General features: G+C 69.9%; 23 protein-coding genes. 7 read left to right on the top strand and 16 right to left on the bottom strand.

Features of this window, described 5'->3' with window-relative positions:
* Positions 1–449: 449 nt before the first annotated feature.
* From AC1DIW_RS20890 to AC1DIW_RS20875, 4 genes are read right to left on the bottom strand one after another with little or no spacing between them, the layout of a single operon-like run.
* Complete coding sequence (locus AC1DIW_RS20890; RefSeq protein ID WP_478110650.1) at positions 450–1,394, bottom strand: glycoside hydrolase family 68 protein; 945 nt, start codon at positions 1,392–1,394, stop codon at positions 450–452.
* A 3-nt stretch (positions 1,395–1,397) separates the two neighbouring features.
* Entirely contained in the window at positions 1,398–2,351 is a 954-nt protein-coding gene (locus AC1DIW_RS20885; protein ID WP_478110649.1) for a carbohydrate ABC transporter permease, read from the bottom strand.
* Positions 2,348–3,286 (bottom strand): carbohydrate ABC transporter permease, encoded by a 939-nt coding sequence (locus tag AC1DIW_RS20880; protein WP_478110647.1) that lies wholly within the window; start codon positions 3,284–3,286, stop codon positions 2,348–2,350. The genes AC1DIW_RS20885 and AC1DIW_RS20880 overlap by 4 nt, the downstream gene beginning before the upstream one ends.
* Before the next feature lie 9 nt (positions 3,287–3,295).
* Positions 3,296–4,591, bottom strand: coding sequence for an ABC transporter substrate-binding protein (locus AC1DIW_RS20875; protein ID WP_442281201.1), 1,296 nt, complete (start codon positions 4,589–4,591; stop codon positions 3,296–3,298).
* A gap of 214 nt (positions 4,592–4,805) precedes the next feature.
* Between AC1DIW_RS20875 and AC1DIW_RS20870 the strand changes: the two genes are divergently transcribed.
* Positions 4,806–5,828, top strand: coding sequence for a LacI family DNA-binding transcriptional regulator (locus AC1DIW_RS20870; protein WP_478110646.1), 1,023 nt, complete (start codon positions 4,806–4,808; stop codon positions 5,826–5,828).
* Between the two features lie 48 nt (positions 5,829–5,876).
* Here the strand turns inward: AC1DIW_RS20870 and AC1DIW_RS20865 are convergent, their stop codons facing one another.
* The 4 genes from AC1DIW_RS20865 to AC1DIW_RS20850 form a co-directional block, all read right to left on the bottom strand.
* On the bottom strand, positions 5,877–7,412 hold the full coding sequence (locus AC1DIW_RS20865; RefSeq protein ID WP_478110644.1) for an alpha/beta hydrolase: 1,536 nt from the start codon (positions 7,410–7,412) through the stop codon (positions 5,877–5,879).
* A gap of 102 nt (positions 7,413–7,514) precedes the next feature.
* A complete protein-coding gene (locus tag AC1DIW_RS20860; protein ID WP_478110642.1) occupies positions 7,515–7,721 on the bottom strand; it encodes a type II toxin-antitoxin system antitoxin in 207 nt (68 codons plus the stop codon).
* Positions 7,718–8,641, bottom strand: coding sequence for an SPFH domain-containing protein (locus AC1DIW_RS20855; RefSeq protein ID WP_478110640.1), 924 nt, complete (start codon positions 8,639–8,641; stop codon positions 7,718–7,720). Before AC1DIW_RS20855 ends, AC1DIW_RS20860 begins: the two co-directional genes overlap by 4 nt.
* Before the next feature lie 79 nt (positions 8,642–8,720).
* On the bottom strand, positions 8,721–9,335 hold the full coding sequence (locus AC1DIW_RS20850) for a hypothetical protein (protein WP_478110639.1): 615 nt from the start codon (positions 9,333–9,335) through the stop codon (positions 8,721–8,723).
* A gap of 143 nt (positions 9,336–9,478) precedes the next feature.
* Between AC1DIW_RS20850 and AC1DIW_RS20845 the strand changes: the two genes are divergently transcribed.
* From AC1DIW_RS20845 to AC1DIW_RS20830, 4 genes are all read left to right on the top strand, one after another.
* Complete coding sequence (locus AC1DIW_RS20845) at positions 9,479–9,922, top strand: hypothetical protein (protein WP_478110638.1); 444 nt, start codon at positions 9,479–9,481, stop codon at positions 9,920–9,922.
* 44 nt (positions 9,923–9,966) lie between these two features.
* Complete coding sequence (locus AC1DIW_RS20840) at positions 9,967–11,670, top strand: DUF222 domain-containing protein (protein WP_478110637.1); 1,704 nt, start codon at positions 9,967–9,969, stop codon at positions 11,668–11,670.
* A gap of 197 nt (positions 11,671–11,867) precedes the next feature.
* A complete protein-coding gene (locus tag AC1DIW_RS20835) occupies positions 11,868–14,606 on the top strand; it encodes an MGH1-like glycoside hydrolase domain-containing protein (protein WP_478110635.1) in 2,739 nt (912 codons plus the stop codon).
* 2 nt (positions 14,607–14,608) lie between these two features.
* Complete coding sequence (locus tag AC1DIW_RS20830) at positions 14,609–15,376, top strand: SDR family NAD(P)-dependent oxidoreductase (protein ID WP_478110633.1); 768 nt, start codon at positions 14,609–14,611, stop codon at positions 15,374–15,376.
* Between the two features lie 32 nt (positions 15,377–15,408).
* Here AC1DIW_RS20830 and AC1DIW_RS20825 read toward each other — a convergent pair whose 3' ends face one another.
* Both AC1DIW_RS20825 and AC1DIW_RS20820 read right to left on the bottom strand, forming a co-directional pair.
* Positions 15,409–15,783, bottom strand: a complete 375-nt coding sequence (locus AC1DIW_RS20825; RefSeq protein WP_442281191.1) for a hypothetical protein — start codon at positions 15,781–15,783, stop codon at positions 15,409–15,411.
* Positions 15,780–16,097 (bottom strand): PadR family transcriptional regulator, encoded by a 318-nt coding sequence (locus AC1DIW_RS20820; protein WP_478110653.1) that lies wholly within the window; start codon positions 16,095–16,097, stop codon positions 15,780–15,782. Before AC1DIW_RS20820 ends, AC1DIW_RS20825 begins: the two co-directional genes overlap by 4 nt.
* Before the next feature lie 121 nt (positions 16,098–16,218).
* Here AC1DIW_RS20820 and AC1DIW_RS20815 point away from each other — a divergent pair, with 121 nt between their 5' ends.
* Positions 16,219–19,053: a glycoside hydrolase family 38 N-terminal domain-containing protein gene (locus AC1DIW_RS20815; protein ID WP_478110631.1), complete on the top strand. Its 2,835-nt coding sequence runs from the start codon at positions 16,219–16,221 to the stop codon at positions 19,051–19,053.
* A 110-nt stretch (positions 19,054–19,163) separates the two neighbouring features.
* Here AC1DIW_RS20815 and AC1DIW_RS20810 read toward each other — a convergent pair whose 3' ends face one another.
* The 6 genes from AC1DIW_RS20810 to AC1DIW_RS20785 form a co-directional block, all read right to left on the bottom strand.
* Positions 19,164–20,390, bottom strand: a complete 1,227-nt coding sequence (locus tag AC1DIW_RS20810) for a CehA/McbA family metallohydrolase (RefSeq protein ID WP_478110629.1) — start codon at positions 20,388–20,390, stop codon at positions 19,164–19,166.
* Positions 20,387–21,466: an ABC transporter ATP-binding protein gene (locus AC1DIW_RS20805; RefSeq protein ID WP_478110628.1), complete on the bottom strand. Its 1,080-nt coding sequence runs from the start codon at positions 21,464–21,466 to the stop codon at positions 20,387–20,389. The genes AC1DIW_RS20810 and AC1DIW_RS20805 overlap by 4 nt, the downstream gene beginning before the upstream one ends.
* Positions 21,466–22,287 (bottom strand): ABC transporter permease subunit, encoded by an 822-nt coding sequence (locus tag AC1DIW_RS20800; RefSeq protein WP_478110626.1) that lies wholly within the window; start codon positions 22,285–22,287, stop codon positions 21,466–21,468. Before AC1DIW_RS20800 ends, AC1DIW_RS20805 begins: the two co-directional genes overlap by 1 nt.
* Positions 22,288–22,295: 8 nt before the next feature.
* On the bottom strand, positions 22,296–23,177 hold the full coding sequence (locus AC1DIW_RS20795; RefSeq protein ID WP_442281186.1) for a carbohydrate ABC transporter permease: 882 nt from the start codon (positions 23,175–23,177) through the stop codon (positions 22,296–22,298).
* A 43-nt stretch (positions 23,178–23,220) separates the two neighbouring features.
* Positions 23,221–24,675, bottom strand: coding sequence for an extracellular solute-binding protein (locus AC1DIW_RS20790; RefSeq protein ID WP_478110624.1), 1,455 nt, complete (start codon positions 24,673–24,675; stop codon positions 23,221–23,223).
* 64 nt (positions 24,676–24,739) lie between these two features.
* Positions 24,740–25,492 (bottom strand): DeoR/GlpR family DNA-binding transcription regulator, encoded by a 753-nt coding sequence (locus tag AC1DIW_RS20785; RefSeq protein ID WP_478110622.1) that lies wholly within the window; start codon positions 25,490–25,492, stop codon positions 24,740–24,742.
* A 157-nt stretch (positions 25,493–25,649) separates the two neighbouring features.
* Between AC1DIW_RS20785 and AC1DIW_RS20780 the strand changes: the two genes are divergently transcribed.
* Positions 25,650–26,723 (top strand): sodium:calcium antiporter, encoded by a 1,074-nt coding sequence (locus AC1DIW_RS20780; protein ID WP_478110620.1) that lies wholly within the window; start codon positions 25,650–25,652, stop codon positions 26,721–26,723.
* Positions 26,724–26,750: the final 27 nt, after the last annotated feature.

The following is a 26,750-nucleotide window of genomic DNA, read 5'->3' as shown; positions in this document are numbered from 1 at the left end:
AAACACCCACCCCCGAAAAGGAGATGAGCAAACTTTGAACCCATGAAGGGCTCGAAAACCTGACTGAAGCCGAACCACTAGCTCAAAAAAAGCTAGAAGTTCGATTCAACCAAAGGATAATTCGCCCAAAACACCACACGACCACCCATACGAGTGACCATGCCGCGCCCCGGGACGAGGTAATTGGCATCGATTTTTGACACGCTGTTGAGTTCTCAAGAATCGGACACACACCATCAACCACCTCAACGAGGAGGCCTCCGGGGCAACCCTTCAAACTTACCCGCCGGACGCGCCAGGACCAAATCCCGTGATCCGGCCTAAAGGCCGTCCGAGCGGGTCCTACGCAGAACCAGCGGTTTCTGCTCGAGTAACAGTACAGGAACTTCAGGGGTGCTCTGACCACCTCACGTCCCACCTGACATCCGGGGGCCCAGAGCTCCCCGCCCTCACGCGAGGCGCAGGCGGTCGCCGTCCCAGGAGACGGCGTACGGGTCGGTGATCTCACCGATGAACTGACCCCCGGTCTCGTTGCGGAAGGCCAGGAACTTCGTCTCGCCGGTCTGCCGGTCGGTGATGAACTTGCCGACGTAGAGCGACGGGTCGTCGATGTGGCGGGCGCCGGCGATGTCGTAGGGCCCGAGCGGCGACTTCGCGTCTGCGATCCAGACCCCGCCCGTCACACCCTCGGACCTCGCCGCCTCCGGCATGTCCCCGACCCCGCAGTTGAAGAGCAACACCTGGCGGCCGTCGACGACGAAGGGCTGCACCACCTCGAGCTGCCCGAACCCCTGCCCGGGCTGCGACAGCGGCTCCCGCAGCTCCCAGTTCTCCAGGTCGGCCGACCACGCGTGCCCGACCACCCCGCGGTCGACCACGTCACCGTGGTTGGCGCGCGCCGTGATCAGCATGTGCCAACCGTCGCCGTCAGGATCCTCCAGCACCCACGGGTCGCGGAACGCCTCGTCGTGCCAGTTCCCGTCGGAGTACTTCTCGTACCACCGCGGGTCCGCCGACAGCACCGGGCCAGGCGCCTTGTCCCACACGTGAAGGTCGGACGACACGGCATACCCGATCGACTGCACGTTCGCGCCCACGTCGTTCAGCGAGGCCCCCGTGTAGAACATGAACCATCGACCGTCCGGGTGCCGCACGACCGACCCGGTCCACGTCGCCAGGTCGTCGAACGCCGGCGCGTCCGAGCGCACCAACGCATCGACCACCCGCTCCCAGTGCACCAGGTCCGACGACACCGCGTGGCCGACCGATGCGCGGTGGTGCCGGGCGTGCGGGTCCTTGAGAGCGCGCGACGCGTAGAGGAAGAACAGGTGGTACTGCTCACCGTCGTCGACGAGCCAGAAGTCCCACACCCATGCCTCGGGAAGCTTGAACACAAGTCAGCCTTTCACGCCGCTGCTGGCGATGGAGTTGATGAACGATCGCTGGAAGGCGATGAAGAGGATCAGCACGGGCGCGGTGATCATCGTCGCGTACGCCATGATCTGGCCCCACGAGGTGTTGAGCTGCTTGAAGTAGTCGATGCCGACCATGACGGGCCGCAGCTCCTCGGTCTGCACCGCCATGAGGGGCCAGAGGTACTGGTTCCACATCGGCAGGAAGGTGAGGATCGCGACGGTCGCGATGGCCGGCCCCGACAGGGGCATGACGATGCTGCGATAGATGCGGAACCAGCCGGCCCCGTCGACCTTCGCCGCCTCGTCGAGCTCCTTCGGGATGGAGTCGAAGTACTGGTAGAAGAGGAAGATCGAGAAGGCGTTGGCGATGAACGGGATGATCTGCACCTGATAGGTGTCGAGCCAGCCCTGGCTGAACCCGTCGGGCCCGAGGAAGGGCAGCTGATTCGACCACCACAGCAGCGGCAGAGCGAGCGTCTCGAACGGGACGATGAGCGTCGCCAGGATGATCCCGAGCACGATGCCGCCGCCCTTGAACCCGATCCGGGCCAGGGCGAACGCGGCCATCGAGTTGACGACGATGCCGAGCACGACGGTGACCACCGTGATGAGGACCGAGTTCATCATGAACTGCGCGAACGGGACTCGGCCGAAGACGCCGGTGTAGTTGTCGGCCGAGATGTCCCCGGTGGGCAGGAACGCCTTGATGCTGCCGAGGTCGTCGAAGATCTGCAGGTCCGGTTTGAAGCTGGACACGACCATGAAGAGCAGCGGCAGCCCGAAGACGAGGCAGAGCACGATCCGCATCAGCAGACCGAGGCCCTGCCGGGCTGGGTGAGGTCGCTCCCCGCTCCGGTGGTGCTCGGGGACGGCGGTCTCGGCGACGTGGGCGAGGGTCCCCGTGGTCTCGGCCCCGGTGGTGGCTGCGGCGCTCATCGGACGACGTCCTTGTCTCGGGTGATGTAGCGGTTGACCAGGGTGACGGCGAGCACGAGGACGAAGAACGCGAGTGAGATCGCCGACGCGTAGCCGGTCTGCTGCTGCTGGAAGCCGGTGCGGACCGCCATGAGCACCAGGGTCGAGGTCGAGTCGAGCGGGCCGCCCTGGGTCATGATGTTGACCTGGGTGAAGAGCGCGAACGCCGAGATCGTGATGGTGATGAGGATGAAGGTCCGCGTCGCCCGCAGGCCCGGCCACGTGACGTAGCGGAACTTCTGCCACGTGTCGGCGCCGTCCAGGTCGGCCGCCTCGTAGAGGTCGCCGGGGATGGTCTGCAGCCCGGAGAGCCAGATGACCATGTGGAAGCCCATCGCCTGCCATGCGGACATGAGGATGATCGCGAGCAGCGCCGTGTGCGGGTCGCCGAGCCAGTCGGGCCCGACGATGCCGAACTTCAGCAGCACCTGGTTGATGAGGCCGTTCTTCTGGTACATGAACAGCCACAGCATCGACACGACGACCATCGAGGTGACGACCGGCAGGAAGTAGACCGTCCGGAAGAAGTTGACCCCGCGCATCTTGACGTTGACGAGCAGCGCCAGCCCGAGCGCACACGCCGACTGCAGCGGCACGATGACCACGGCGAAGACGATCGTGTTGCGCAGCGACGCCCAGAACGTCTCGTCCTGGAAGAGGCGCACGAAGTTGTCGGTGCCGATGAACTCCGCCGGACGGGGCGAGATGAGCCGGGCGTTGGTGAACGCGAGCCCGAACGTCAGCCCGATCGGGATGAGCAGGAACGTGATCAGCAGGACCGCCGCCGGCAGCAGCATGAGCAGTGCCGTCGTGGTCGATGAGCGGGAGCCCGATACGGGCTTCCTCTTCCGGGTCGCGATGGCCGAGGCGTCCTCGGCCGCAGTGATGGTCGTCATCTCAGTCACTCACTGGAAGTAGCCGTTGGACTTCTGGTTGGCGTCGATGTCCTTCACGGCCTGGTCGAGCGACTGCTTCGGGTCCGCGCCGTTGAGGATGTCCTGCGCCGTCTTGGTGAACTCCGTCGCGATGAACGGGTAGCCGGGCGTCACCGGGCGCAGGACGGCGAACTTCTTGGCATAGTCGAGGAAGACCTCGTTCTCGCCGCCCTTCTCGTAGCCCTTCACCTGGGCTGCGGCAGCGTCGGTGGCCGGGATGTTGTTCGTGTCGCGGGCGACGCTCGCGACGTACTTGTCCTGCGCCGCGAACTTCATGTAGTCCAGCGCGCCGGCGGTGTCGGAGCAGTTCTGCGAGATGCCCCACTGCCACGAGCCGCCACCGATCTTCGGGCCGGTGCCGAGGTCCGGCGGCGGAAGGAACAGGGTGTCCTTGCCGAACGCCTTGCGGGTGTCGACCGCCGTCCACGTGCCGTTGTAGAGGATCGCGGACTTGCCGTTGATGAAGTCCTTGGCCGGGTCGGCGCCGGACTTGAGCGGGATCAGCCCGTCGGTGACCAGGCCGCGGAACCACGTCGCCCACTCGACGGCCTTGGGCCCGTTGAGGACTCCCTCCGCCGACTTGTAGTCCTTGCGTTCGATGAGGTCGCCGCCGAAGCTCTGCAGCATCGGGGAGTATGCGTAGGGCCACCACTCGCCGGTGAAGCTCGTCGCGATGTCGAGCGGGTTCGCGAACGCGCCCGAGGCCTTGATCTTCTTCAGCGCCGCGGTGAACTCGTCCTTCGTCCAGGGCTGCTCGGTCGTCGGGACGCGGATGCCGTACTTGTCGAGGATCGTCTTGCGCGTCACCATGACGAGCGCGACGTCGTAGTAGCCGAAGGAGTACGTCTTGTTGTCCCACTTGCCGAGCACCGTCGGCAGGTACTTCGACAGCGTCCCCTCCATGCCGTCGAGCGGCGCCAGGTAGCCGGCCCACGCCCAGTTCGGCACGTTGGGGCCGTCGATGTCGAGGATGCAGGGCAGCTTCTTGGACGCCGCAGCCGCGACGACGGACTGGTTGTACGAGTCCTGCGGGAAGGCCTGGATCTTGACCTTGTACTTCTTCTGGCTCGCGTTGTAGTCGTTCACGATGTTCGTGATCGCCGCGAGCTCGGCCTTGTTGCCGGCGTTGTGGGTCCACATCGTCAGCTCGCCACCGGCCCCGCCGGTCGAGCTGCTGGCGCCCTTGGAACAGGCGGCCATCGAGAGAGGGAGCGCGGCCGCGAGCAGTCCGACGGCGACGCGCTTGGTGGTCGAGGTGAGCTTCATGGTTCCTCCGGGTGGTGAAGGTCAGCGCCACTGCTAAAACCTTTCAGCACGGAACGCTAGCGGCTGACGTGACGGCGCACAAGGGTTTGCTAAATCCATTTCACCTGCGGTGATGCGGTCAGCCGTCGTTACCGGTGGGTTAGAGTGACCGCGGAGGCGTCCTCGAGGGCGCCACACGGCATACGGGCTCCGGCGCCCGCACGAAGGGGTTGACGTGAACAAGCGACCGACGCTCGCCGACGTGGCGGAGCGCGCGGGCCTGTCCAAGACGGCCGTGAGCCTCGTGCTCAACGACCGCCCGGGCTCGCGCCTGTCGGCCGACGCCGTCGCCCGCATCCACGAGGCCGCGCGCGAGCTCGACTACCGCCCCAACGCGCAGGCCCGGTCGCTGCGCCTCGGCACGACGGGCACGATCGGCTTCATCTCCGACGACGTCACGGTCACCCGCTTCGCCTCGGCGATGATCCGCGGCCTGCTCGACGCCGCCGACGAGAGCGACCGCGGCGTGCTCATCGCCGAGACGTTCAAGCACCCCAAGCAGCTGCGCAAGGCGATGGAGGCCATGGTCGACCGCCAGGTCGACGGGCTCGTCTTCGGAGCCCTGTCCGCTCGCCTCATCGACCTGCCGCCGCTGCCTGGTGGCATGCGCGCCGTCACCGTCAACTGCGTCAACCCCGACGTGCCCGTCGCCGTCCTCCCCGACGAGGAGCAGGCTGGGTATGCCGTCACCCGCCGCCTGCTCGACGCTGGCCATCGCGATGGCATCGCCATCATCGGGAACGCCCCTGTGGCACGGTCGGATCCGCGCATCTCTGTGACGATCGGCCGTCGTTTCAACGGGATCCACCGTGCGCTCGACGAGGCCGGCGTGACGCCAGTTGCGGTCGCCGACATCGAGTACTGGGAGCCGTGGAACGGCTACGACGCGGTCAAGGGCGTGCTCGCGTCCGGGGCTCCGGTGACGGCGTTGCTCTGCCTGAACGACCGCGTCGCGTTCGGCGCCCAGCAGGCCATGCAGGAGAAGGGACTTCGCATCCCCGATGACCTGTCAGTCGCCTCCTTCGACGACGACGAGATCGCCACCTACATGCGGCCCGGCGTCACGACGGCGCGGTTGCCCTACCTCGAGATGGGGCGTCAGGCGCTCGAGCTGCTCCTCGACCCTGCGGCCGCGCCGGGTGAGCACCTGATCGAGATGCCGCTCCAGGTGCGCGGGTCGATCCGTTCGCTGGCCTGATCCGGTGGCTGTCCTGATCCGCTCGCTGTGCTGATCAGTGGAGCGCCGCTAGCGAAGCCGGAAGGGCGGAGCCGGCGAGCCCGCCGCCACGCACGACGTGTCCAGCCCGTCGACGCTCCCCGCAGCAACGAAGGCCGCGACGACGGAGGGTAGGCAGCCGAGGTGCCCGACGACGTGCTGCAGGGCAGGTAGCACGACGATCTTGCTGTGCGGCTGCTGCGCTGCGACGCCCGCGAGGTTCGACGGTGGGTCCTGCGGGTCCCCGTCACCGGCCAGCCAGAGCACGGGCACGCTCGTCCGGACCCCGTCGACATCCTTGGTCGGCACGACCCCCGACGGGAGGTGGGCGCACATGGCCGCCCGACTCTGGGCCTGACGCAGCTCATTCGGCAGGTCATAGCTGCCGGCACCGAGCCGCGCCACCTCGGCGGAGGCGTCCCTGGCCCACGCCTCGGAGCAGAGGATCTCGTCAGCCATGAGGAGGCTGGGTTCGGTGGAGGGAGTGAGGCCGATGAGCGCGGACGCCTCGACGTACTTCCCGGCATACGTCAGGTGGATCGCGAGCGGGAGCTGCGCCGCGCCCGCTTCGGTGAGCAGAGCGGCGTGGATCGCCTCGGCCAGCATGGCCTGGTCGATGACTGCGGACTGTCCCGAGGCCCGGTCGACGACGCGCACCGGGGTCCGGAACCTCGCCAGGACCTCACGCCACTCGGCGTCGAGCCGCGGGAAGGCGCCGTGACAGGCCAGGTCTTCGGCACAGCGGCGCAGCAGCAGCCCCAGGGCCGCCTGGCTGCTGGCCGCCATCCGCTCGAAGACCGGGACGTCGAGTGGCGTGCCTCCGTCGAGGACCGCGACGCGCACGTGCCCCGGGTGCTGGCGCAGGTAGTACTGCACGAGCGTCGCGCCGTACGAGCTGCCGTAGAGGTCGATCGTGCCGTAGCCCAGCGCGGCGCGTACCGCGTCGAGGTCATCGGCCGCGACGGTGGAGGTGAGCTGACGCGGGTCGACGTCGACCGACCGGAGGCCATCGCGTGCCCAGGTCGCGAGTCGGGCGTCCGCGGCTGCCCGGGGCAGGCCCGTGGTGGCCGGCAGCGGCGGCAGGCTCTCGGGCTTGGAGGCGCCGGTGCCGCGCTGGTCGACGAGGACGATGTCGTGGGCGGCGTGGAGCCCGGTGTAGACCGACGGGAACCACGCGAAGAACTGCGTGCTCGCCTCACCCGGACCGCCGGCCACGGCGAAGACCGGATCGGCGGCCGCACGAGTGCCGCTCGCCGGGATGACGGCCACGCGCAGCGGGACCTGTCGGCCCGCTGGCTTCGACCGGTCCTCGGGGACGCTCAGCGTGCCGCAGAGGGCGAAGGCCCGGGCCGGGGTTGGGCGCTCTCCCCTGATCGTGCACGCCACCAGCGGCACTCCGGCCAGGGACCTCGAGGCGGTGGTGACGGAGGCTGTGGAGGCGGCCGTCGTGCGTTGCGACGAGGGCTGGCCGGGTGACGTGGAGCACGCGGCGAGCGACACGGTGGCCACGCCCACGGCCGCTGCCGTCAGCGCCGCGGCTGCGATGCGACGCAGGGAACGCCCCACCTGCCACCTCCTCGCCTCAGCGTGCGGGCTCGGTGGCCGCTCACCCAGAGGCGAAGGTCCCACCTCTGGGTGTGGCCCTACCCCGAGGCTTGACGTCGTTGCTCAGTCGGCCTCGTCGGGCGTCCGACTCGGGCGTCCGCGCTTGGGCAGCGGGCCGGCGTGCTTGGGCATCCGGCCGGCCTCCGCGAGCGCGCGGCGGAGGATGAGTTCAGCCTGCGCGTTGACGCTGCGCAGCTCGTCGTTGGCCCAGCGCACCAGCGCGTCGTGCACCGCTGGGTCCAGACGCAGCAGCACCTGCCGGCGGCTCACGTGTAGAGCGATCCCGCGTTGACGACCGGCGACGGCGGCTGGTCACCGCACAGCACGACGAGCAGGTTGCTCACCATCGAGGCCTTGCGCTCCTCGTCGAGGTCCACGATGTCGTGCTCGGCCAGCCGGGCGAGTGCCATCTCGACCATGCCCACGGCCCCCTCCACGATCCGGCTGCGGGCGGCGACGACGGCGTTGGCCTGCTGGCGACGCAGCATCGCCTGGGCGATCTCCTGGGCGTACGCCAGGTGCGAGATGCGCACCTCGACGATCTCGACGCCGGCCACCGAGACGCGCTGCGCGACCTCGGCGGCCAGCTCGCCGGCCACGACGTCGGTGGAGCCGCGCAGCGACGTGCCCACGCCCTCCGCGACGTCGTAGGGGTGCGTGTTCGCGACGTGGCGCAGCGCCGACTCGGCCTGGACGGTGACGAAGTTGACGTAGTCGTCGACGGCGTACGTCGACCGCGCCGTGTCGGCCACCTGCCACACGACGATGGCGGCGATCTCGACCGGGTTGCCATCGGCGTCGTTGACCTTGAGCCGGCTCGTCTCGAAGTTGCGCACGCGGATGCTCACCTGGCGGCGGATCGTCAGCGGCAGCACCCACCAGAAGCCGGACCGGCTCACCGTGCCGACGTAGCGGCCGAAGAACTGCACGACCTGCGTCTGCCCCGGCGGCACGACGACGAGCGCCGAGAGCACGAGAGCGGCGACGAGGATCGGCAGCCAGAGCAGGCCGGTGGTGTCGTTGGTGAGCAGATAGGCGATGGCGGCGCCGCACACCGCCACGACGATGACGCCGAACCAGCCGTTGAGGGCGAAGGCCGGGCGCTGCGTGATGTCGACGAGGACCCCTTGGTGACCGACGGGTCCCTGGGTCGGGGCTGGGGTCGGGGCTGGGGTCGGGACGGTGCTCATGATGCCTCCTGAGCGTGAAAGAAAGTGATATCACTTAGATAGCACTTTTATCGCGCTGCCGGAAGACCCACGGTCCGCTTCACGCATACGACCCCAGTTCCCACGGCATGACGTCGGGCGCCACCAGCTGCACCGTGTCGATCTCGTTGTCGCGACACACGATCAGCCACAGCTCGCGCGTGTCGTCCCGCTCCGCCGCGATGGTGCCGTTGAGCACGTGGTCGAACGTGAAGTCGGCGAAGTCGGGCCGGGTGCTCGTGCGGGCCAGGGCGCCCGGGCAGAGGAAGTGGTCGATGAGGTACTGCAGCCACGGCTCGGCCATCCGTGACTTCTCGGTGCGGCTTTCCCACGACAGGCAGCACCCCGTCGGGCACGGTTTCCAGTCGAGATGCGGATACGGGCTACCGTCCCCCGGCGTCAGCGTGGTGAAGGGGTCCGGGGTTGTTCTCGTGGGGCGTCGCTTGCGCCTCGACGTGGCCGGCCGGGCTGCCCGCGCCTCGGCTTCGAGCCGGTAACGCTCCTCGCGCTTGTTCTGCTGCTCGATCCTGAAAGCCCGCGGGTTCATCGGCACCTCGTACGGGTCAGTGAAGTGGCGACGGTCGATCTCCGCATAGGCAGTGAGCCATTCCACCTCCGCCGGGTTGAGCTTCGGCTCGATGTCGAGCCGACCCAGGTAGGTCGTGCTGAATCCCATGGCGCACCTCGCTGTCTTGTCGTCTGCGGTGGAATCGACCACCAGACAAGCAGATCCGCTCCTCTTGGTTTTGGGTTCTCCACAGGGGTCGGCCCTGTGGAGAACCACTGAGACGACTGCACACGCCATGCCACGGTTACGACATGTCTGACGACTCCTGGCACCTCGAGAACGCCGAGCAGACCCTGCGCGACATCGCCGCGATCTGCCCCTTTGTGATGGGCCACGTCATCGTGGCGGCCGTCGACCTTGTTACGCAGCAGGTGACCGGGGCGCGCGTCGCCGTCGCCGGCGAGCCGCCCGACCGGCACGACGCCAGCGAGCTCCTCCGCGGATTGGCCGAGCAGCTCGTCCCCGAGCGCTGGGCCTCCGGCCGACACGGCATCACCCACGTGCTCGTCACTGTCGTCTGCCGTCAGGGCCGCGTCACCCCCACCGAGCGTGAGAGCGCCTGGCTGATGGCATGGAGATATTCCAACCACCTCCGCGGCGCCTTCCAGGGGGACGTCTACGTCGTGACCCCGCACGGTTGGGGCGGCTACCTGGACCACCGGGCTGGCTACGAGCCCTGCCTCGAGGTCGCGTGACGGTGGGCTCAAGCAGTGTCGGTGGTCGAATGTATGTTCGACTCATGGCACCAGAACCATCGACGCTCGAGCTCCTCCGGAGCCGGCTCGCCGACCTCGAGGCGCGGCAGCGCGCTGCGGGTGGCGCGTCCGAGCCTGAGTTCTGGGAGCGCTTCGCTGGGCGTATGCCGTCACCCTCGACCGCGCCCGCTGCCTCGACCGCGCCCGCTGCCTCGACCGCGCCCGACGCCTCGTCCGCACCCGTGGGGAAGGGGCGCCGACGGACGCGCCGGGTCGCGCCTGAGTCGCGGCCGGTCACCGCCCCGCAGGGGCCGTGGTCCGAGCTGTCGGCGGAGAGCCTGGACTCGCTCGACCTGCGCGAGATGAAGCCGCTCTCCGAGGCGGAGTGGCACGAGATGGTCAACGACCCAGCCTGGATCGAGGCCACCGCCGAGCGTGCGGCCGCGCACCGGGACGACTGCGCCGACAGCGATCGTCAGCAGGCGATCGCGTTCGACGCTGTCGCCGGTTTCAGCCTCGACCGGCACTCGAGCACGGACCTCACTGCCGCGGCCGAGCTGGTCGCCCACCAGCGGCGCAACCACGAGGTGACGCTGGTCAACATCGTCTCCGAGCTGGTGTCCCGGGGCGTCGAGGCTCCCGAAGGCCTGACGCGTGCCGACTGGCTGCGTAGCCACGATCCGTCCCTGACGGCTGGGCAGGCCAAGGCCTTCGTCACGGTCGGCACGGCATTGGCCGATGCGCGATGGGCCCGGTTGCGCCTGCTCGTCGCGACCCAGCAGGTGACGGTCGGCAACGCGGCACAGATCGTCGACTTCCACGGGCGCACCGCTCCGGTCGCCGACCGGGACGATCTCACGACAGCGCTCGACGACCTCACCGACCAGGCCCGACAGCTACGGCCAGAGGAGTTGAGCCGCCTCGTCCGGCACCACACCGAGCAGATCAAGCCGCCCCGCGACGAGGACTCGCTCGACCGCGGCCGACGCGACGCACGCGGACTGTGGTTCACCCAGCCCAACGCCACCGGGATGGTCGGCCTGCGCGGCGTGCTCGACCCCGAAGGCGCTGCCATCCTCAAGTCCGCCATCGACCCGCTGTCCATCCCGTGCCCCGAGATGGACGAGCAGGGTCGCACCGTCACTCCCGACGACCGCACCCCGGCCCGGCGTCGCATGGACGCGCTACTGGCCATCGTCCAGCGCGGGGTCGCCTCCGCCGACGGCGTGCCCACGACCGACAAGGCCAAGGTCGTTGTCCTCATCGACCTCGACGATCTCCTGGCGGACCTGCACGACGACATCCCCGAGGCGTTCAGGCGCAAGGGTTCCTCCGACGCGAGCACTGGCACCTGCGCAGGCGGCCGACCCAGGACCGGCTCGGGCTCCGGTGTCACGCTGACGGGCGACGTCCTGTCGCCAGGTGTTGTACGACGGATGGCCTGCGACGCGGAGATCATCCCGATGGTGCTCGGCGCCGACGGTGAACCGCTCGACGTGGGGCGCCGACGGCGCCTCTTCACCCGGGGCCAGCGACTCGCCCTCATCGCGCGCGACAAGGGCTGCAGCTGGACGGGCTGCACGGTGCCCGCCAGCTGGTGCGACGCCCACCACGTGATCCATTGGCGACACGGCGGCCGCACCTCCCTGCTCAACGCTGCCCTGTTGTGTCCGAAGCACCACACCGAGGTCCATGACCGCGGACTCACCGCGACGGTCACCGCTCTCGGCGTCACCTGGCACACCTGAGTCACCCGCCCCACACCCCGCCGGCGCCGGCGGGGCCAGTGGCCTGTCGCGAGTGGCCTGTCATGAGTGGCCTCATGAGCGGATTCTGTGCGTGTGCTGAGTCCGCACCGCGCCTCACCATCGTGGGCAGCGGGGCTGGCTACGGTGGCCCCCATGGTGCAACTCAGCGGTCCCGCTCGAGTGGGTCGAGGGCCCGCATGACGGCGGAGCACGAGCGCCTGCGCGCGGCTCGGGAGGGCATCGCGGACTGGCGCCTCTGGGGTCCGTATCTGCCTGCGCGGCAGTGGGGCACGGTGCGCGAGGACTACTCCGCCGACGGCGATGCGTGGGCCTACTTCCCGTTCGAGCACTCGCACCTGCGCGCCTACCGGTGGGCCGAGGACGGCATCGCCGGCCTCAGCGACAGCCACGGCTTCCTTGCCCTCGGCCTCGCCGCGTGGAACGGCGCCGACGACCGCCTCAAGGAGCGGCTCTTCGGCCTGACCAACCCGCAGGGCAACCACGGTGAGGACGCCAAGGAGTACTGGTGGCACCTCGACGCCACACCGACCCACTCCTATGCGCAGATGCTCTACCGCTACCCGCAGGGCGCCTTCCCTTATGCCGACCTCGTCGCCCAGAACTCGGCACGGGGGCGGGACGAGCCGGAGTACGAGCTGTCCGACACCGGACTGCTCGGCGACAACCGGTTCTTCGACATCACCGTGCTCCACGCCAAGGCCGCCCCCGACGACATCTGCGTCGAGATCGTCGCGACCAACCGCGGCCCCGATGCGGCGCCCCTGCATCTCGTGCCGCAGCTGTGGTTCCGCAACACGTGGGCCTGGGGCCGCGACGACCGCACGCCCTCGATCCGGCTCCTGGAGGGTGATGCGGGCCACGCGGGCGGCCCGACGCTCGAGGCCACCCACGCCTTCCTCGGCACCCTGACACTCCACGTCGAGGACGACTCGGCGCGGGCGCTCTTCTGCGACAACGAGACCAACGACGTCGCGCTCTACGGGTCGCCGACGAGCCGCACGCCGTGGCCCAAGGACGGCATCAACCGGGCCGTCGTCCACGGCGACGAGTCCGGCCTCAACCCCGCCCACACGGGAACCAAGGCCGCGGTAGTCCGCTCCTGGGAGGCCGTCGCTCCGGGTGCCTCGGTGCGCCTGCGCCTACGGCTGCGCGGGCCGGGTCACGACGACGAGCCCTTCAACCCCAACACCAGCACCGACACGAGCGCCGGCTTCGACGCCATCGTCGCCGCACGTCGCGCGGAGGCCGACGCCTTCTACGCCGCGGTCATCCCCGCCAGGGCCGACGCGACCGAGCAGCACATCGCGCGGCGCGCGTTCGCCGGCCTGCTCTGGGGCCGGAAGCACTACCGCTACTCGGTGCGCGACTGGCTCGAGGGCGACCCCGGCCAGCCGGCTCCCCCGCCGAGCCGGAGGGCCCTGAGCGGGCGCAACACGGCCTGGCGAAGCCTCGCCCTCGCCGACGTCATCTCGATGCCCGACGAGTGGGAGTACCCGTGGTTCGCCACGTGGGACCTCGCCTTCCACTGCGTCACGCTCGCCCACGTCGACCCCGACTTCGCCAAGGAGCAGCTCCTCCTGCTGACCCGCGAGTGGGCGCAGGGCCCCGATGGCGCGCTCCCGGCATACGAGTGGGCCTTCGGCGACGTCAACCCGCCCGTCCACGCGTGGGCGGCGTGGCAGGTCTACGTCATCGACGGCGCGCGCGACCACACCTTCCTCGTGCGGATCCTCGACAAGCTGCTGCTGAACTACGCGTGGTGGCAGAACCGCAAGGATCCCGACGGGTCGAACCTGTATGCCGGGGGCTTCCTCGGGATGGACAACATCGGCCTCTTCGACCGGTCCCGCGACGTCCCGGCGGGCTGGCGGCTCGAGCAGTCGGACGCGACGGCGTGGATGGCGTTCAACACCCTGTCGCTGATGCGCATCGCGCTTGAGCTCTCGCGACGCGACGAGGCCTACGGCGACCTCGTCACCACCTTCCTCGAGCGCTTCTGCGGGATCGCCGAGGCGATGGAGAGCTTTGGCAGCCAAGGCATCTCGCTGTGGAACGACGACGAGGGATTCTTCTGCGACGCCCTCGTCAGCGACACCGGCGAGGCCGTCCAGCTGCGGGTGCGCTCCCTCGTCGGGCTGCTGCCCCTGCTCGCGGTCGACCTGCTGCCGACGTGGGCGACGAGCACCCTGCCGACGCTCCGGACCCACCTGGCGTGGCTGCAGGCCAACCGCCCCGAGCTGATGGACGCCGTCGCCGGCACCACCGACCGGCCCGACGTGCACCGCATGCTGCGTCTCGTCGACCCGGAGCGCCTCGGCCGGCTGCTCGAGGTGATGCTCGACGAGAGTCAGCTGCTGTCGACGCACGGCGTGCGCTCGCTGTCGGCGGCCTATCGCGACGGATTCAGCGAGCGGGTCGGCGACCGTGACCTCGACATCCGGTACGACCCCGGCGAGTCCACGACCGGGCTCTTCGGCGGCAACTCCAACTGGCGCGGACCCGTCTGGCTGCCGGTCAACGTGCTGATCGTCAGCGCCCTGCGCCGGCACGCCGAGGGCCTCGGCGACGCGCTCACGGTCGAGCTGCCGCGCGGCTCGGGCCACCGAGCCAGCCTTGCTGAGGTCGCCGACGAGCTGCAGCGCCGCCTGGTCTCGCTCTTCCGCCCCGGACCCGACGGGCCGCCGCCCAGCCACCCGCGTGACCAGGGCGCGGGGCCGTTGTGGACCGAGCACCCGACGTTCAGCGAGTACTTCCACGGCGACACCGGCCGCGGGCTCGGCGCCTCGCACCAGACCGGGTGGACCGCGCTCGTCGCCCACCTCATCTGCTCGCCCGACGGGCGGCTCCATGCACCGCCACCACCACCCGCAACACACTCAGAACCCCCAGAACCCCCAGCCCACAAGGAGAGTTGAGCATGCTGCTCGAGGACAAAGTCGTTGTCGTCACCGGAGGAAACAGCGGCATCGGCGCCGCGATCTGCGAGGTCGCCGGTCGGGAGGGCGCCAAGGTCGTCGTGGACTACGTGACGCGGCCACAGGACGCCCAGGCCGTCGACGACGAGATCACCCACGAGGGCTCGGAGGCGATCAGCGTCGACGCCGACGTCAGCAAGGTCGCGGACCTGCAGCGCCTCGTCGACGCGGCGGTCACGGCATACGGTCGCATCGACGTGTGGGTCAACAACGCCGGCATCGAGACGCGCACCTCCCTGCTCGACACCGACGAGGACGCCTATGACCGGGTGCTCGCGATCAACCTCAAGAGCGCCTTCTTCGGCAGCCAGCTCGCGGCGAAGCAGTTCATCGCCCAGAGCGGCGGCGGCGTCATCATCAACGTGACGTCGGTGCACGAGGACTGGCCGATGCCCGGCAACACCCCCTACTGCGTCAGCAAGGGCGGCATGCGGATGCTGACCCGCACTGCCGGGGTGGAGCTCGGGCAGCACGGCATCCGTGTCGTCGGCGTCGGACCCGGCGCCGTCGACACTCCGATCAACGCCACGACGACCGCCGACCCCACGAAGCTGGCCGCCCTCGATGCGGCGATCCCGCTGCGGCGCCTCGCGAAGCCGGAGGAGATCGCCGAGACCGTCGTCTTCCTCGCCTCCGACCGTGCTGCCTATGCGACGGCGACGACCATCTTCCTCGACGGCGGCATCATGCAGGGCTCCGTCGGCCTCTAGTGCACGGCCCACACCCCGAGCCGCGACCCGGCTCAGCCCCAGGTGAAGCCGGCCCCTGGACCCATGGGGACGTACTCCTTGCCGCACCGGGCGCAGGCGCGATACAGCTTGCCGTCCGACGTGTGGGTCGTCTGCCACACGTGGCGGGTGTTGGTGCGGCAGCCAATGGGCAGGTGGAGAGCGGGCTCCGGCTGCGGTCCGCCGTCCGTCAGGGCGGCGTGCATCGTGGAGGCCGATGCGGCGACCCCGACGGCGTATCGCCACGCGGCGATCCGCCCGAGGTCGTGCATCTCCGCGACGAGCTCGTCGTGGTAGCGATCGCGGGTCTCGGAGGGGACGCCGACGGTGGCCCGCTCCATCGCCGACGCCGCGAAGCGGACCGACGCCCTCTGGTTCTTCCTTCTCATGACAAGCCCTCCTTCGGTATCGCAGCTTTCGGTATGGCAGCGAAGCCAGGTCGCGGCCGGCGCGCAGCGGCCAAGGCCCTCCCCGCCTGGGTGGCACCCGACTCCGTGAGCCGGTAGTACCTGCGCGCCGGTCGCCCCTCCCTGCTCGGGTCGATGTCCTCCCACCGGGACTCCAGCCAGCCGACCCTTTCCAGGCGGGCCAGGATGGGATGGACCGTGCCGCTCGGCAGGCCGGCATGCTGGCCGATCTGCGACCCATACCAGTCGGCCGCCAGGTCGCTGAAGAGGACGTCGAGGACCAAGCGAGTTGCCATGGTCATGCGCGGGGGCATAGTCGTACTCTACCTAGGGTGTCAGGGCAGAGACAAGAGGCTACGACAAGAGGTCAGCGCGCATCCGGCAACCGGAACGTCTCGGCTGACATGATCGTGAGCCATGACCGAAACGGTGTGGCTCGTCCCCCACACGCACTGGGACCGGGAGTGGTACGAGCCCTTCCAACGCTTCCGCCTCCGTCTCGTCGACCTCATGGACGACGTCGTCGCGCGCGCGGAGCGCGAGCCCGACTTCCGCTTCACGATGGACGGCCAGATGGCTGCGGTGGACGACTACCTCGAGGTCCGGCCCGAGCAGACCGAGGCCGTCCGCGCGCTCGTCGCCCGGGGCCAGCTCGCGATCGGCCCGTGGCGCGTGCTCATGGACGAGTTCCTCTGCTCGGGCGAGACGATGATCCGCAACCTCGAGATGGGTTGGGCCGACGCCTCCCGCCTCGGCACGGTGATGCCGATCGGCTACCTGCCCGACATGTTCGGCCACTGCGCGCAGATGCCCCAGCTGCTGCGGCACGTCGGCATCGAGCAGGCCGTCGTCTACCGCGGCGTGCCGGCAGACGTCGACTGCCACGAGTTCTGGTGGCGCTCCCCAGACGGCACCGGCATCCGCACCGAGTTCCTCGTCAACAGCTACGGCAACGCCGCCGACGTCTTCGGCAGCGGCGCCGCGGCCGAACGCCTCGCGGCCCGCCTCGCCACGCAGTCGAGGGCGTATGCCGGGGACTTCCTCGCGATGTACGGCACCGACCACGCAGCCCCGCTTCCCTCACTGATGGCCGAGGTGGCAGAGCTGAACGAGGTCGCCCACGGGACCGCAGGCGGGCCGCACGTTCGGGTCGCCACCCTGACGGACTACCTCGCCGAGCCGCGCCACCCGCGCGAGGCGTTGCGCCTCGTCGACGGGGAGCTGCGCAGCCACGCCCGCGCCAACATCCTGCCCGGCGTGCTCTCGGTGCGCTGGCAGCTCAAGGAGGCGATGGCCCGCACCGAGCGCCTGCTGACCCGCTACGCCGAGCCGTTCGCGGCCCTGCACCTTCGGGCCTTGCCGGCGCACTACCTGGCCATGGCCTGGCGCCGGGTCATCGACTCCTCGTGTCACGACTCGGTGACCGGGTGCGGGGTCGACGAGACCGCGGTGCAGGTCCTCGCCCGCCTCCAGGAGGGCGAGCACGCCGCGCAGGCCGTGCGCGACCGAGCTCTCACCGCAGCCGAGGCGCTGAGTCCGGCCGGGTCCGTCGTCGTCGCCAATCCGCTTGCCACACAACGGGATGACGTCATCGACCTCACGCTGCCCGTGCCAGGGCACTGGTCCGCGGTCGGCTTCGAGCTGCCCGCCGGCCGGGTGGTCCCCGCCCAGGAGGTCTCGCGGCCTGCCACGGAGCTGGCGAGCGAGCGGGTCCGCTCCGCCGACCTGCCGCGGCTCATGCACCGCGTGCACGACCGGGAGCTCTTCGGTCTCCAGATGCGCGACATCGAGATCGACGAGGCGAACCAGCGCCTGACCTTCCAGCTCGCCGACCACGGCGACCCCGACTTCGACGCCATCGCGGCGGAGAGCCGGTTACGCACTGCGGCAGCCGCATCCGGGCCCGACGCGGTCTGGGACGTCATCACCGCTGACGAGCCCCGACGCCGTCTCGCAGCCGTCATCCCCGCGCCCCCGCTGGGCTGGACCGCCGTTCGCGTGACAGAGCTGACTCGGCCCGTGCCCACCGCACCAGAGGCACCGGCGAGCGAGACCGCACGGGCGAGCGAGGGCGGGCGGCACGGCATACGCCAGGGCAAGCGGGTGCTCGACAACGGGCTCGTGCAGGTCCGCGTCGACGACGACGGCGCCCTGACCGTCACCGCCGACGGGGTTACCCTCCGCGGGGTCGGGCGGCTCGTCGACGGAGGCGACCCTGGCGACTCCTACAACTACGCCCCACCGGAGCACGACGTGCTCGTCAGTGAACCGACGCAGGTGTCGGTGACGGCGCTCGGCAGCGAGGGCCCGGTGGTCGGCGCGATCCGTGTCGACCGCCGCTACGAGCTCCCCGTCACGAGCGACCTTGCCGGTCGGTCCGACACCGCCGAGTCCACCGCGGTGGCGATGCACGTCGAGCTGCGGACCGGCGAGCCCTTCGTCCGGCTCCGGCTCGACTGGCAGAACGTCACCCGCGACCACCGGCTGCGGCTTCATGTCCCGACCGCCCGGCCGGCTGCGGTGTCGCACGCGCAGGGTCAGCTCGCCGTCGTGGAGCGAGGTCGCACGGCGGAGGCCGGCCCCGTTGGCGAGCACCCGCTGCCGACCTTCCCCGCCGAGCGCTTCGTCGACGCGGGAGGCGTCGCGGTCCTCGTCGGCCGCACGGTGGAGTACGAGATCGTGGACGCTGACAACGACTCCTCAGCCGACGGTACGGAGGTCGCCGTGACGGCGCTGCGCTCGATCGGCTACCTCAGCCGCAACGTCCACCCCTACCGCAGCGAGCCGGCCGGTCCCCAGCTGCCGACACCCGACGCTCAGGCGCTCGGGCCGTGCCACCTGTCGCTCGCCGTCATGCCCCACCAGGGCTCGTGGGCCGCGGCGGAGGTCGCCGAGGCGACCGAGGCCTACCTCCACCCGGTAGTCGTGGCCCGCGGAGCCGGGCCCACCGACGGAGCGCTGCCGTCGGTCGAGGGCCTGAGCCTCCTGGGCGCCGGCGTCGAGCTCGTGTCGCTGCGACGCCGAACCGATGCCGACACGGCCGTCGAGGTGCGAGTCGTCAACATGTCTGGTCAGCCCACCGTCGCGGTGCTCGGGTCCGATGCGCTGCCCGTCCACGAGGCCACCCTCGTCGACGGGCTCGGCACGGTGGGCAGCCAGCTCGACGTGGCCGATGGTCGGGTCCGGGTTCCGCTGCGCCCGTGGGAGATCGCCGCAGTGCGCATCGACGTCGGAGCACCTCTCCACCCCTGACCAACACACACAATCGAAAGAGCAATCCGCCCCAATCCAATCGAGAGAGCGATCCGTCCGGCCGGACGGATCGCTCTTTCGATTGTCAGGAGGAGGGGTGCGCGTGGCCGTCAGCCGCACAGGGCGTGGACGATCCGCGAGTCGTCCTCGAGCCAGCACGGACCGGACCACGCCGGCACGCGGACACGGTCACCAAGCACCCGGCGGCGCGACCGGCCCGGTCCCGTGAGGAGCAGCCCCTCCGCGTCGAGGGCGACGATCTCGTCACCGTCGCGGATGACGAGGGGCCCGTCGACCGACGCGCTCACGGCAGTCCGCCCGGCGCGCACGGCCCCGACGACGTCGTCGCCCTCGGCGAGCACCCACGTCGTCGGAGATCCCGGGAGCCCGTCGTGACCGGGCTGGTGGAAGTCGCTGCCACCGATGGGCACGGTGTCGGGCGTCAGCAGCCACCAGGCCAGCGGCGCTCCCCACGTCGGCACCTGCGCCCACGACGAGTGCCACACCTCGGCCACCGGCGGGTGGTCGACCGGCAACAACCATGCGCAGTCCGCGGCGAGCGGGTGGTTGATCGACAGCACGCCGCCCCGGCTCTCGGCCTGCTGGGCCCACGTCTCGGGTGGGCTCCGGAAGTCGACGAGCCCGACGTCGCCCAAAACGTTGGCGTGGCCGACGTCCCGGGTCACCTCCTGCCCCGGGACGAGCACGATGCCGTGCCGCCGCACTGCCTCCGGCAGGTGGGCGTGATGGCTCGTCGTGTTGTGGTCGGTGACGGCAAGGAAGTCGAGCCCCCGCGACGCCGCGAGTGCGGCGAGCCCACCGACCGACAGCACGCCGTCGGAATGCACCGTGTGCGAGTGGAAGTCGCCGGCGAGCCACCGCAACCCGTCCCCCGAGGGCAGATCGCGGCGGGGGCGACGGTCAGCGCGCGCCACTGACGGCGGGTCCTCCGGCTCGGCCGTTCGATGACGCTCGACCTCCCCGGCCGCGACGGTGCGCACCGTGAGCTCCATGATCACCCCGGCCGGGGGCACCCGGTGCAGCCCGACGAGCACCTGCCACGTGCCCGGCTCGACCGGTTGCGGGAGGTAGCCGGGCGTCGCCCAGTCCGCCGACACGATGAGGCGGCTTCGAGCGCCACCCGACCACCCGAAATACCCCGACGGCCCCTCGAGGCCGAGGTCGAGCACGGCACCCGGGCCGGCGGCATACGCCAGCTCCACCTCGAGGGCGGCGGCGGACCGCGGCACGTCGAAAGCGATCGAGCGGATCTGCTGCTCGGCTCGGTCGCCGGGGAGCCAGGGCTGACGCAGGTAGAGCAGGGTCTGCGACGTCATGACGCCAGCAGCTCGCCGCTCTCGTCGTAGACGAGAACCCGTCCCGGCACCGGACTGATGCACACGGCCGCCCCGGGCTCCGGCTCGGATCCCTCGGGCACGACGGCCTGCACGCGGTGGTCATCGCTGGTGCGGGCGGTGATGAGCACGCTCGCGCCGAGGTTCTCACTCGTCTCCACCTCACCCTTGAAGGCGAGCGGACCCTCCTCGACGACTCGCGCATACTCCGGTCGGAAGGCCACCGTCACGGCGCCGTCGCGCGAGTCGCGGGCCGCCCAGCCAGCGGCCACGGCGTCGACGGGCTCGCGGTCGCCCACCCGCAGCTGGCCGCAGCTCAGCTCGCCGGGCAGCATGTTCATCGGCGTGGAGCCGATGAAGTTCGCGACGAAGGTGTTGGCCGGCCGGCGGAAGATCTCCGACGGCGTGCCGAGCTGACGGATCCGGCCGGCCTCCATGACGGCGATCTGGTCCGCCATCGCGAGGGCCTCGCTCTGGTCGTGCGTGACGAAGACCGTCGTCACGTCGAGGTCACGCTGCAGCCGCTTGAGGAAGGTGCGCGCCTCGAGCCGCAGGCGTGCGTCGAGGTTCGACAGCGGCTCGTCGAGGAGGAAGACGTCCGGCTGGCACGCCATCGCCCGTGCGAGCGCGACGCGCTGCTGCTGCCCGCCGGACAGCTCGCCGGGGCGGCGGTCCATGAGCGCCGACAGCCCGAGCCCCTCACCGGTCTCGGCCGCCTTGGCGACGCGCTCGGTGCGGGCGACCTTCTTGATGCGCAGCGGGTAGGCGATGTTGTCGGTGACGCTCATGTGCGGGAAGAGGGCGTAGTCCTGGAAGACCATGGCCACGTTGCGGTCACCGGGAGACAGCCGCGTCACGTCACGGTCCCCGATGTTGATCGCGCCGCCCGTGGCCTCCTCCAGCCCGGCGATGGTGCGCAGCAGCGTCGTCTTGCCACAGCCGGACGGGCCGAGCAGGGCGAAGAACGACCCGTCCGCCACGGTGAGGTCGAGCCCGTCGATGGCGGTGACGTCACCCGGGTAGACCTTGGTCAGTCCGTCGATGCGAATGTTGGCCATCAGCTCTTGATGCCTCCATGGAAACGGAACCCGTAGCGTCGGTTGACGAACAGGTAGAGCGCCACGACCGGCAGCGCATAGACGAGCGAGAACGCCGAGATGAGAGGCAGATTCGCCTGTCCGCCCTCGGAGTAGAAGGTGTACATCACGACGCCGGCGGGCAGCTTGGCCGGGTCCCGCAGCAGGATGTAGGACGTCAGGAAGTCGCTCCACACGTTGACGAGCGCCCAGACGGCGATCGTCGCGAGCCCGGGACGGACGATGGGGAGCACGACGTGCCGCAGCACCTGCAGGGGCGTCGCGCCGAAGACGCGGGCGCTCTCCTCGTAGGACTTCGGGGTGGCGTCCATGAAGTCCTTGAGGATGAAGATCGCCGCCGGCAGCAGGCCGCCGGTCAGCACGAGGATGACGCCGGAGCGGTCGTCGACGAGGTTGAGCGCGAACATCAGCTGGAAGATCGGCACCATCGCCGCGGTGCCCGTGACGATCGAGCTGAGCAGGAGCAGCCCGTAGAGGATCGTGTTGCGTCCCGGGATGCGCACCCGCGAGAGGGAGTATGCCGCGAGCGCTGCCATCGCGGTCACGCCGAGCATCGTGCCGACCGCGAGGTAGAGCGAGTTCTTGAGTGAGGAGAACGCATACGGGTTCTCGGACAGCTTGCGGAAGTTCTCGAGGGTCCAGTCGGGCCAGCTGACGTCGAGGCCCGGGTGGGAGTCGAAGGGGGCCGTCACGAGCCAGAGCATCGGCAGCGCCCAGAAGGCGACGGCCGCGGCGACGAAAGCGGTGATCGCGAGGCGCCCCACGACCGAGCGGGCACTCACTGAGGTTCTCATCGTCGCTCCCGGAGCAGGCGGACGTAGAACAGGGCGATGACGAGGTTGATGACGAGCATGATGAAGGAGATCGCCGATCCGTAGCCGAGCTGGCCGCCGTAGAGCGCCTTGTTGTAGATGAAGACCGGCAGCGTCTCGCTCGCATGGTTGGGTCCGCCGGCGGTGAGCAGGTAGGGCGAGAAGTCGTTGAAGGTCCACAGGCTGATGAGCAGCGTGTTGGTGAGGACGTGCCCGCGGATGTGCGGCAGCACGACGTCCCTCAGCTGCGCGAACGTCCCAGCTCCGGCCAGGCGGGCCGACTCGAGCTGTGAGGGCGGCACCGCGCCGAGGGCCGCCGAGAAGAGCAGCATCGAGAAGGCCGTTCCGCGCCAGGTGTTGAAGACGATGATCGAGCCCATCGGGTGCTCGAGCAGCCACTCGGTGCCCGTGGTCCCCAGGATGGCGTTGAGGGTGCCGCCGTCACCGGACAGGTACGCGACCCAGAGGAAGGCGACGATCGAGCTGGGCAGGATCCAGGCCATCAGGACGAGCGCCTCCACCCCGCTCCGGACGAGACGCGGCACCCCGCGCAGGGTCCAGGCGAGGGCGAAGCCGGCGACCGTCTGGCCGATGATGGCCGAACCGAGAACGAAGAGCAGCGTCAGCCACAACGAGTTGCGGAAGTCGGGGTCGACGAGCGCCGCGCGGTAGTTGTCGAGACCCACGAACTGCGGGTTCGCCGCCTGGACCCCGGTGAGCCGGTAGTCCGTCATGCCGAGGTAGACCGTCCACACCGCCGGCACCACGAGGAAGGCCGTGACGAGGATGAGCGCCGGCGTGACGAGCCCCACCGCACGCCGGCGCCCCAGTCCCGCCGCGTCCACGGACGTGACGGTCACCGGGCACCTGCCTCCCCCTGAAGGGGCGGGTGCCCGGCCGTCGTCACGATGACGACACCTTGTCCGCGCCGCCGACGGCCTTCTCCACCGCGGCGCCGTAGGCCTTCGCGGCCTCATCGACGCTCTTGCCCGACACGATGTCGGCCGTGGCCTGCTGCAGCGCCTGGGAGACCTGGGGGTAGACCGCGAGCCCCGGGCGGTAGTGCGTCACGGGCAGCACCTTCTGCGAGATGAACGACAGGAACGGGTCCTTGGCCAACACCTGCTCGTTGACGTCCTGCCGCGCGGTGACCTTCGCCGACCCGTGGAGCAGGGCGTTGATGGCGTCCGGGGAGCCGATGAACTGGAGCAGCTCCCACGCCTGCTGCGGGTACTTCGTGTTCGGGTTGAGGAAGTAGCCGCCGCCGCCCGACATCGAGACGTAGTCGGACCCGCCGACGCCGCTGCCGGCCTCTCGAGCGGGGATGTATGCGTAGCCGACGTCGGTGTTGCGCGTGGCCATCGGCGCGTCCCCGTTGTCGGGGTTGATGACCGAGCGCCAGAAGTAGTCGCCCTCGAGGAGGATGCCGACCTTGCCCTCGGCGAACGCCGCGAAGGACTGGTCGCGGCCCTTGGCGGCCTGCTGGAAGTTCTTGTTCTCGAGCCCCTGGTCGAGGAGCTGCTTGTAGAGCGTCAGCACGTCGCGCACGGCCTTGGTGTCGCCCTGCCACTTGCCGCCGCTGTAGATCTCGGAGCCGGTGCCGACGAGCAGGGGGAGCACGCCCTGCATGGTCGTCGCCTCACCCATGGCCGTCCCGGCGTTGATCTGGATCGGGTCGATGCCCTGGATCGCCTTGAGCTTCATCCCCGCGGCGGTGATGTCCTGCCACGACTTCGGCTGCCAGTCGGCCGGGAGCCCGGCCTGGGCGAAGAGCTTCTTGTTGAAGTAGAGGACGCGGCCGTCGGTGCCAGCGGGGATGCCGTACGTCTTGCCCTCGAAGGAGGCGTTGGCCTGCACCGCCTTGGGGATCTGCGACCAGCCCTCCCACGAGGTGACGCTCTGCCCCACGACGTCGGTGAGCGGCTTGAGGTAGCCGGCCTGGGCGAACTCGCCGACCCAGATCCCGTCGAGCGCCATGATGTCGGCGCCGGCGCGGCTCTTGAGGTCGAGGGCGACCTTGGTCTTGTACTGCTCGTCGTCGACCCCGGACGGCTGGAAGGTCACCGTGACGTTGACGCCCTTGTCCTTCTGCTGCTTGGTGAAGGTGGGGATGACGTACTTCGTGTACCAGTCGGCCTCGTCGGCGTTCTTGCCGCCGGCGATGGAGTTGGACGTGATCGTCAGCGTGACGTCCTTGGCCCCCGCGTTCTGGGACGGGCTGGCCCCGGTCGAGGAGCTCCGGTCACACGCCGCGGCGCCGACCAGCGTGAGGGACGCAGCGAGCACCGACAGCACGGTCCTGCGCGTGGCACGGGGACGCGGCCTGGCACCGTGGGTCGAGGTGGGTTTCATCTGCATGGGCTCCTTCTCTGGGTGTGTGAGAGGCGGGTGTGTGAGAGGCGGGTGTGTGAGAGGCGGGTGGTCAGGCGAGCAGGACGTCCGTTCCGTGTGACCGGGCGATCTCGAGGGTCGGGTGGTGGGCGTCGGAGGTCGTGATGAGGGTCGTGACCGCCGTGAAGTCACAGACGCGGATCGAGCCCTGGCCGGGGAACTTCGTGCGGTCGGCGAGCAGCACGACCCGGCCACCGGCCTCGAGGAGGAGCCGCTTGGTCGGCACCTCGACCGAGGTCGTGTCGAGCACCCAGCCGTGCTCGTCGATGCCGCTCGTGCCGAGGAAGACGGTCGAGGCCCGCACGCGCCGCAGCGCCTCCTCGGTCAGCGGTCCGACGAGCGAGTGGTAGGCGCGGCGCAGGGAGCCGCCGAGCAGGACGATGTCGACGGCCGCGTCACCCCGCAGCGCGTCGAGGACGGCGAGACTGGGCGTGATGACGGTGATCGAGCGGCCCTTGAGCTCGCGGGCCAGGGCTCCCGTGGTCGTCCCGATGTCGAGCAGGACCGTGTCGCCGTCGCGCACCAGCTCGGCTGCTCGCCGGGCGATGGCCTGTTTGTCGGCGGCGGCGTCGTCGGCGACCTCCTCGTAGGGGCGGTCGATTTCGAGTGAGGCGAGCGGCGCGGCGCCGCCGTGGACGCGGCGCACGAGCCCGGCGTCGGAGAGCTGGGCGAGATCGCGACGGATGGTGGCGGCGGACACCCCGAGGCGCACGACGAGATCCTGCACCGAGACGGCTCCGTCTCGTAGCTCGTGGGTGATGGCCCGATGCCGCGCATAGCGCACACCAGCACAGTGACACATCGATGATCGAAAATGCGCGTTGTTGCGCACCTGTTGCTCGTTTCGCAACCTGGGCCCGGCTCCCCATGGCCCCGAGGGCCACCACGCGGCATACGACCGCTTTGAGGTTGTTGCCAAGATGCGTCCATACGGTGCAAAGGTGAACCTGCTGCCTCACCTGCCCCTGTGGACCGAGCTGCTCATCTTCGTCGCCTGCGCCGGCGTGATCTGGGTCGCCGGGATCCCGCTGTCCGACTACACCGACATCCTGGCCGACCGGCTCCACCTGGGGCAGGCGCTCGGTGGGCTCATCCTGCTGGCCGTGGCGACCAACCTCCCCGAGATCGCCATCACCTACAGCGCCGCCGCGAGCGGCCACCTCGACATCGCGGTGAGCAACATCCTCGGCGGCATCGCGATCCAGACCGTCGTCCTCGTCGCGCTCGATGCGTTCGGCGTGCGGGAACGCCGACCCCTGACCTACCAGGCTGCGAGCCTCACGCTCGTCATCGAGGGGGCGATCGTGCTCGCGGTCCTCGTCGTCGTCATCATGGGCACCCAGCTGCCCAAGGACCTCGTCGTCGCGCGGCTCTCGCCGGACGTCGTGCTCATCGCGATCGTCTGGGTGGTCGGGCTCATGCTCACCCAGCGCGCCGGGACCAAGCTGCCGTGGTCCAACAGTGGTGAGGCACCGGACAGCCAGCCGAAGCCTCGCGGCCACTCGAAGAAGACCCGGTCGGCCGAGGCCACCCGTCGGGGCGTCAGCACCACCCGCGTCGTCCTGGTCTTCGGCGCCGCCGCCCTCGCCACCCTCGTCGCCGGTGCGCTGGCCGAGGAGAGCGGCTCCGCGGCCGCCGACCAGGTCGGCCTGTCCGGCGCCCTCTTCGGGGCCACCGTCCTGGCCGCCGCGACCTCCCTGCCCGAGCTCAGCACCGGGCTCACCGCGGTGCGACAGGGCGACTACAAGCTGGCCTTCGGCGACATCTTCGGCGGCAACGCGTTCCTGCCCGTGCTGTTCCTGCTCGCCGTCCTCGTCTCCGGCAAGGCGGTCCTGCCCAACGCCCACGCCGCGGACATCTACCTCACCGGCCTGGCCGCCCTCCTGACGATCGTCTACATGGCCGGCCTCGTCTTCCGCCCGGCCAAGGAGCACGCGCGCCTCGGGATCGACAGCATCGCCGTGCTCGCGCTCTACGTCGTCGGCGTCGTCGGCCTCGTCGTGCTGCCCCGGTAGCGAGCAGCGCCTGCGTCAGGGCACGAA

The organism is Terrabacter sp. 01T434, from assembly GCF_056398545.1.
The sequence above is the reverse complement of the archived record's forward strand: the minus strand, read 5'-3'. Positions and strand labels throughout refer to the sequence as shown.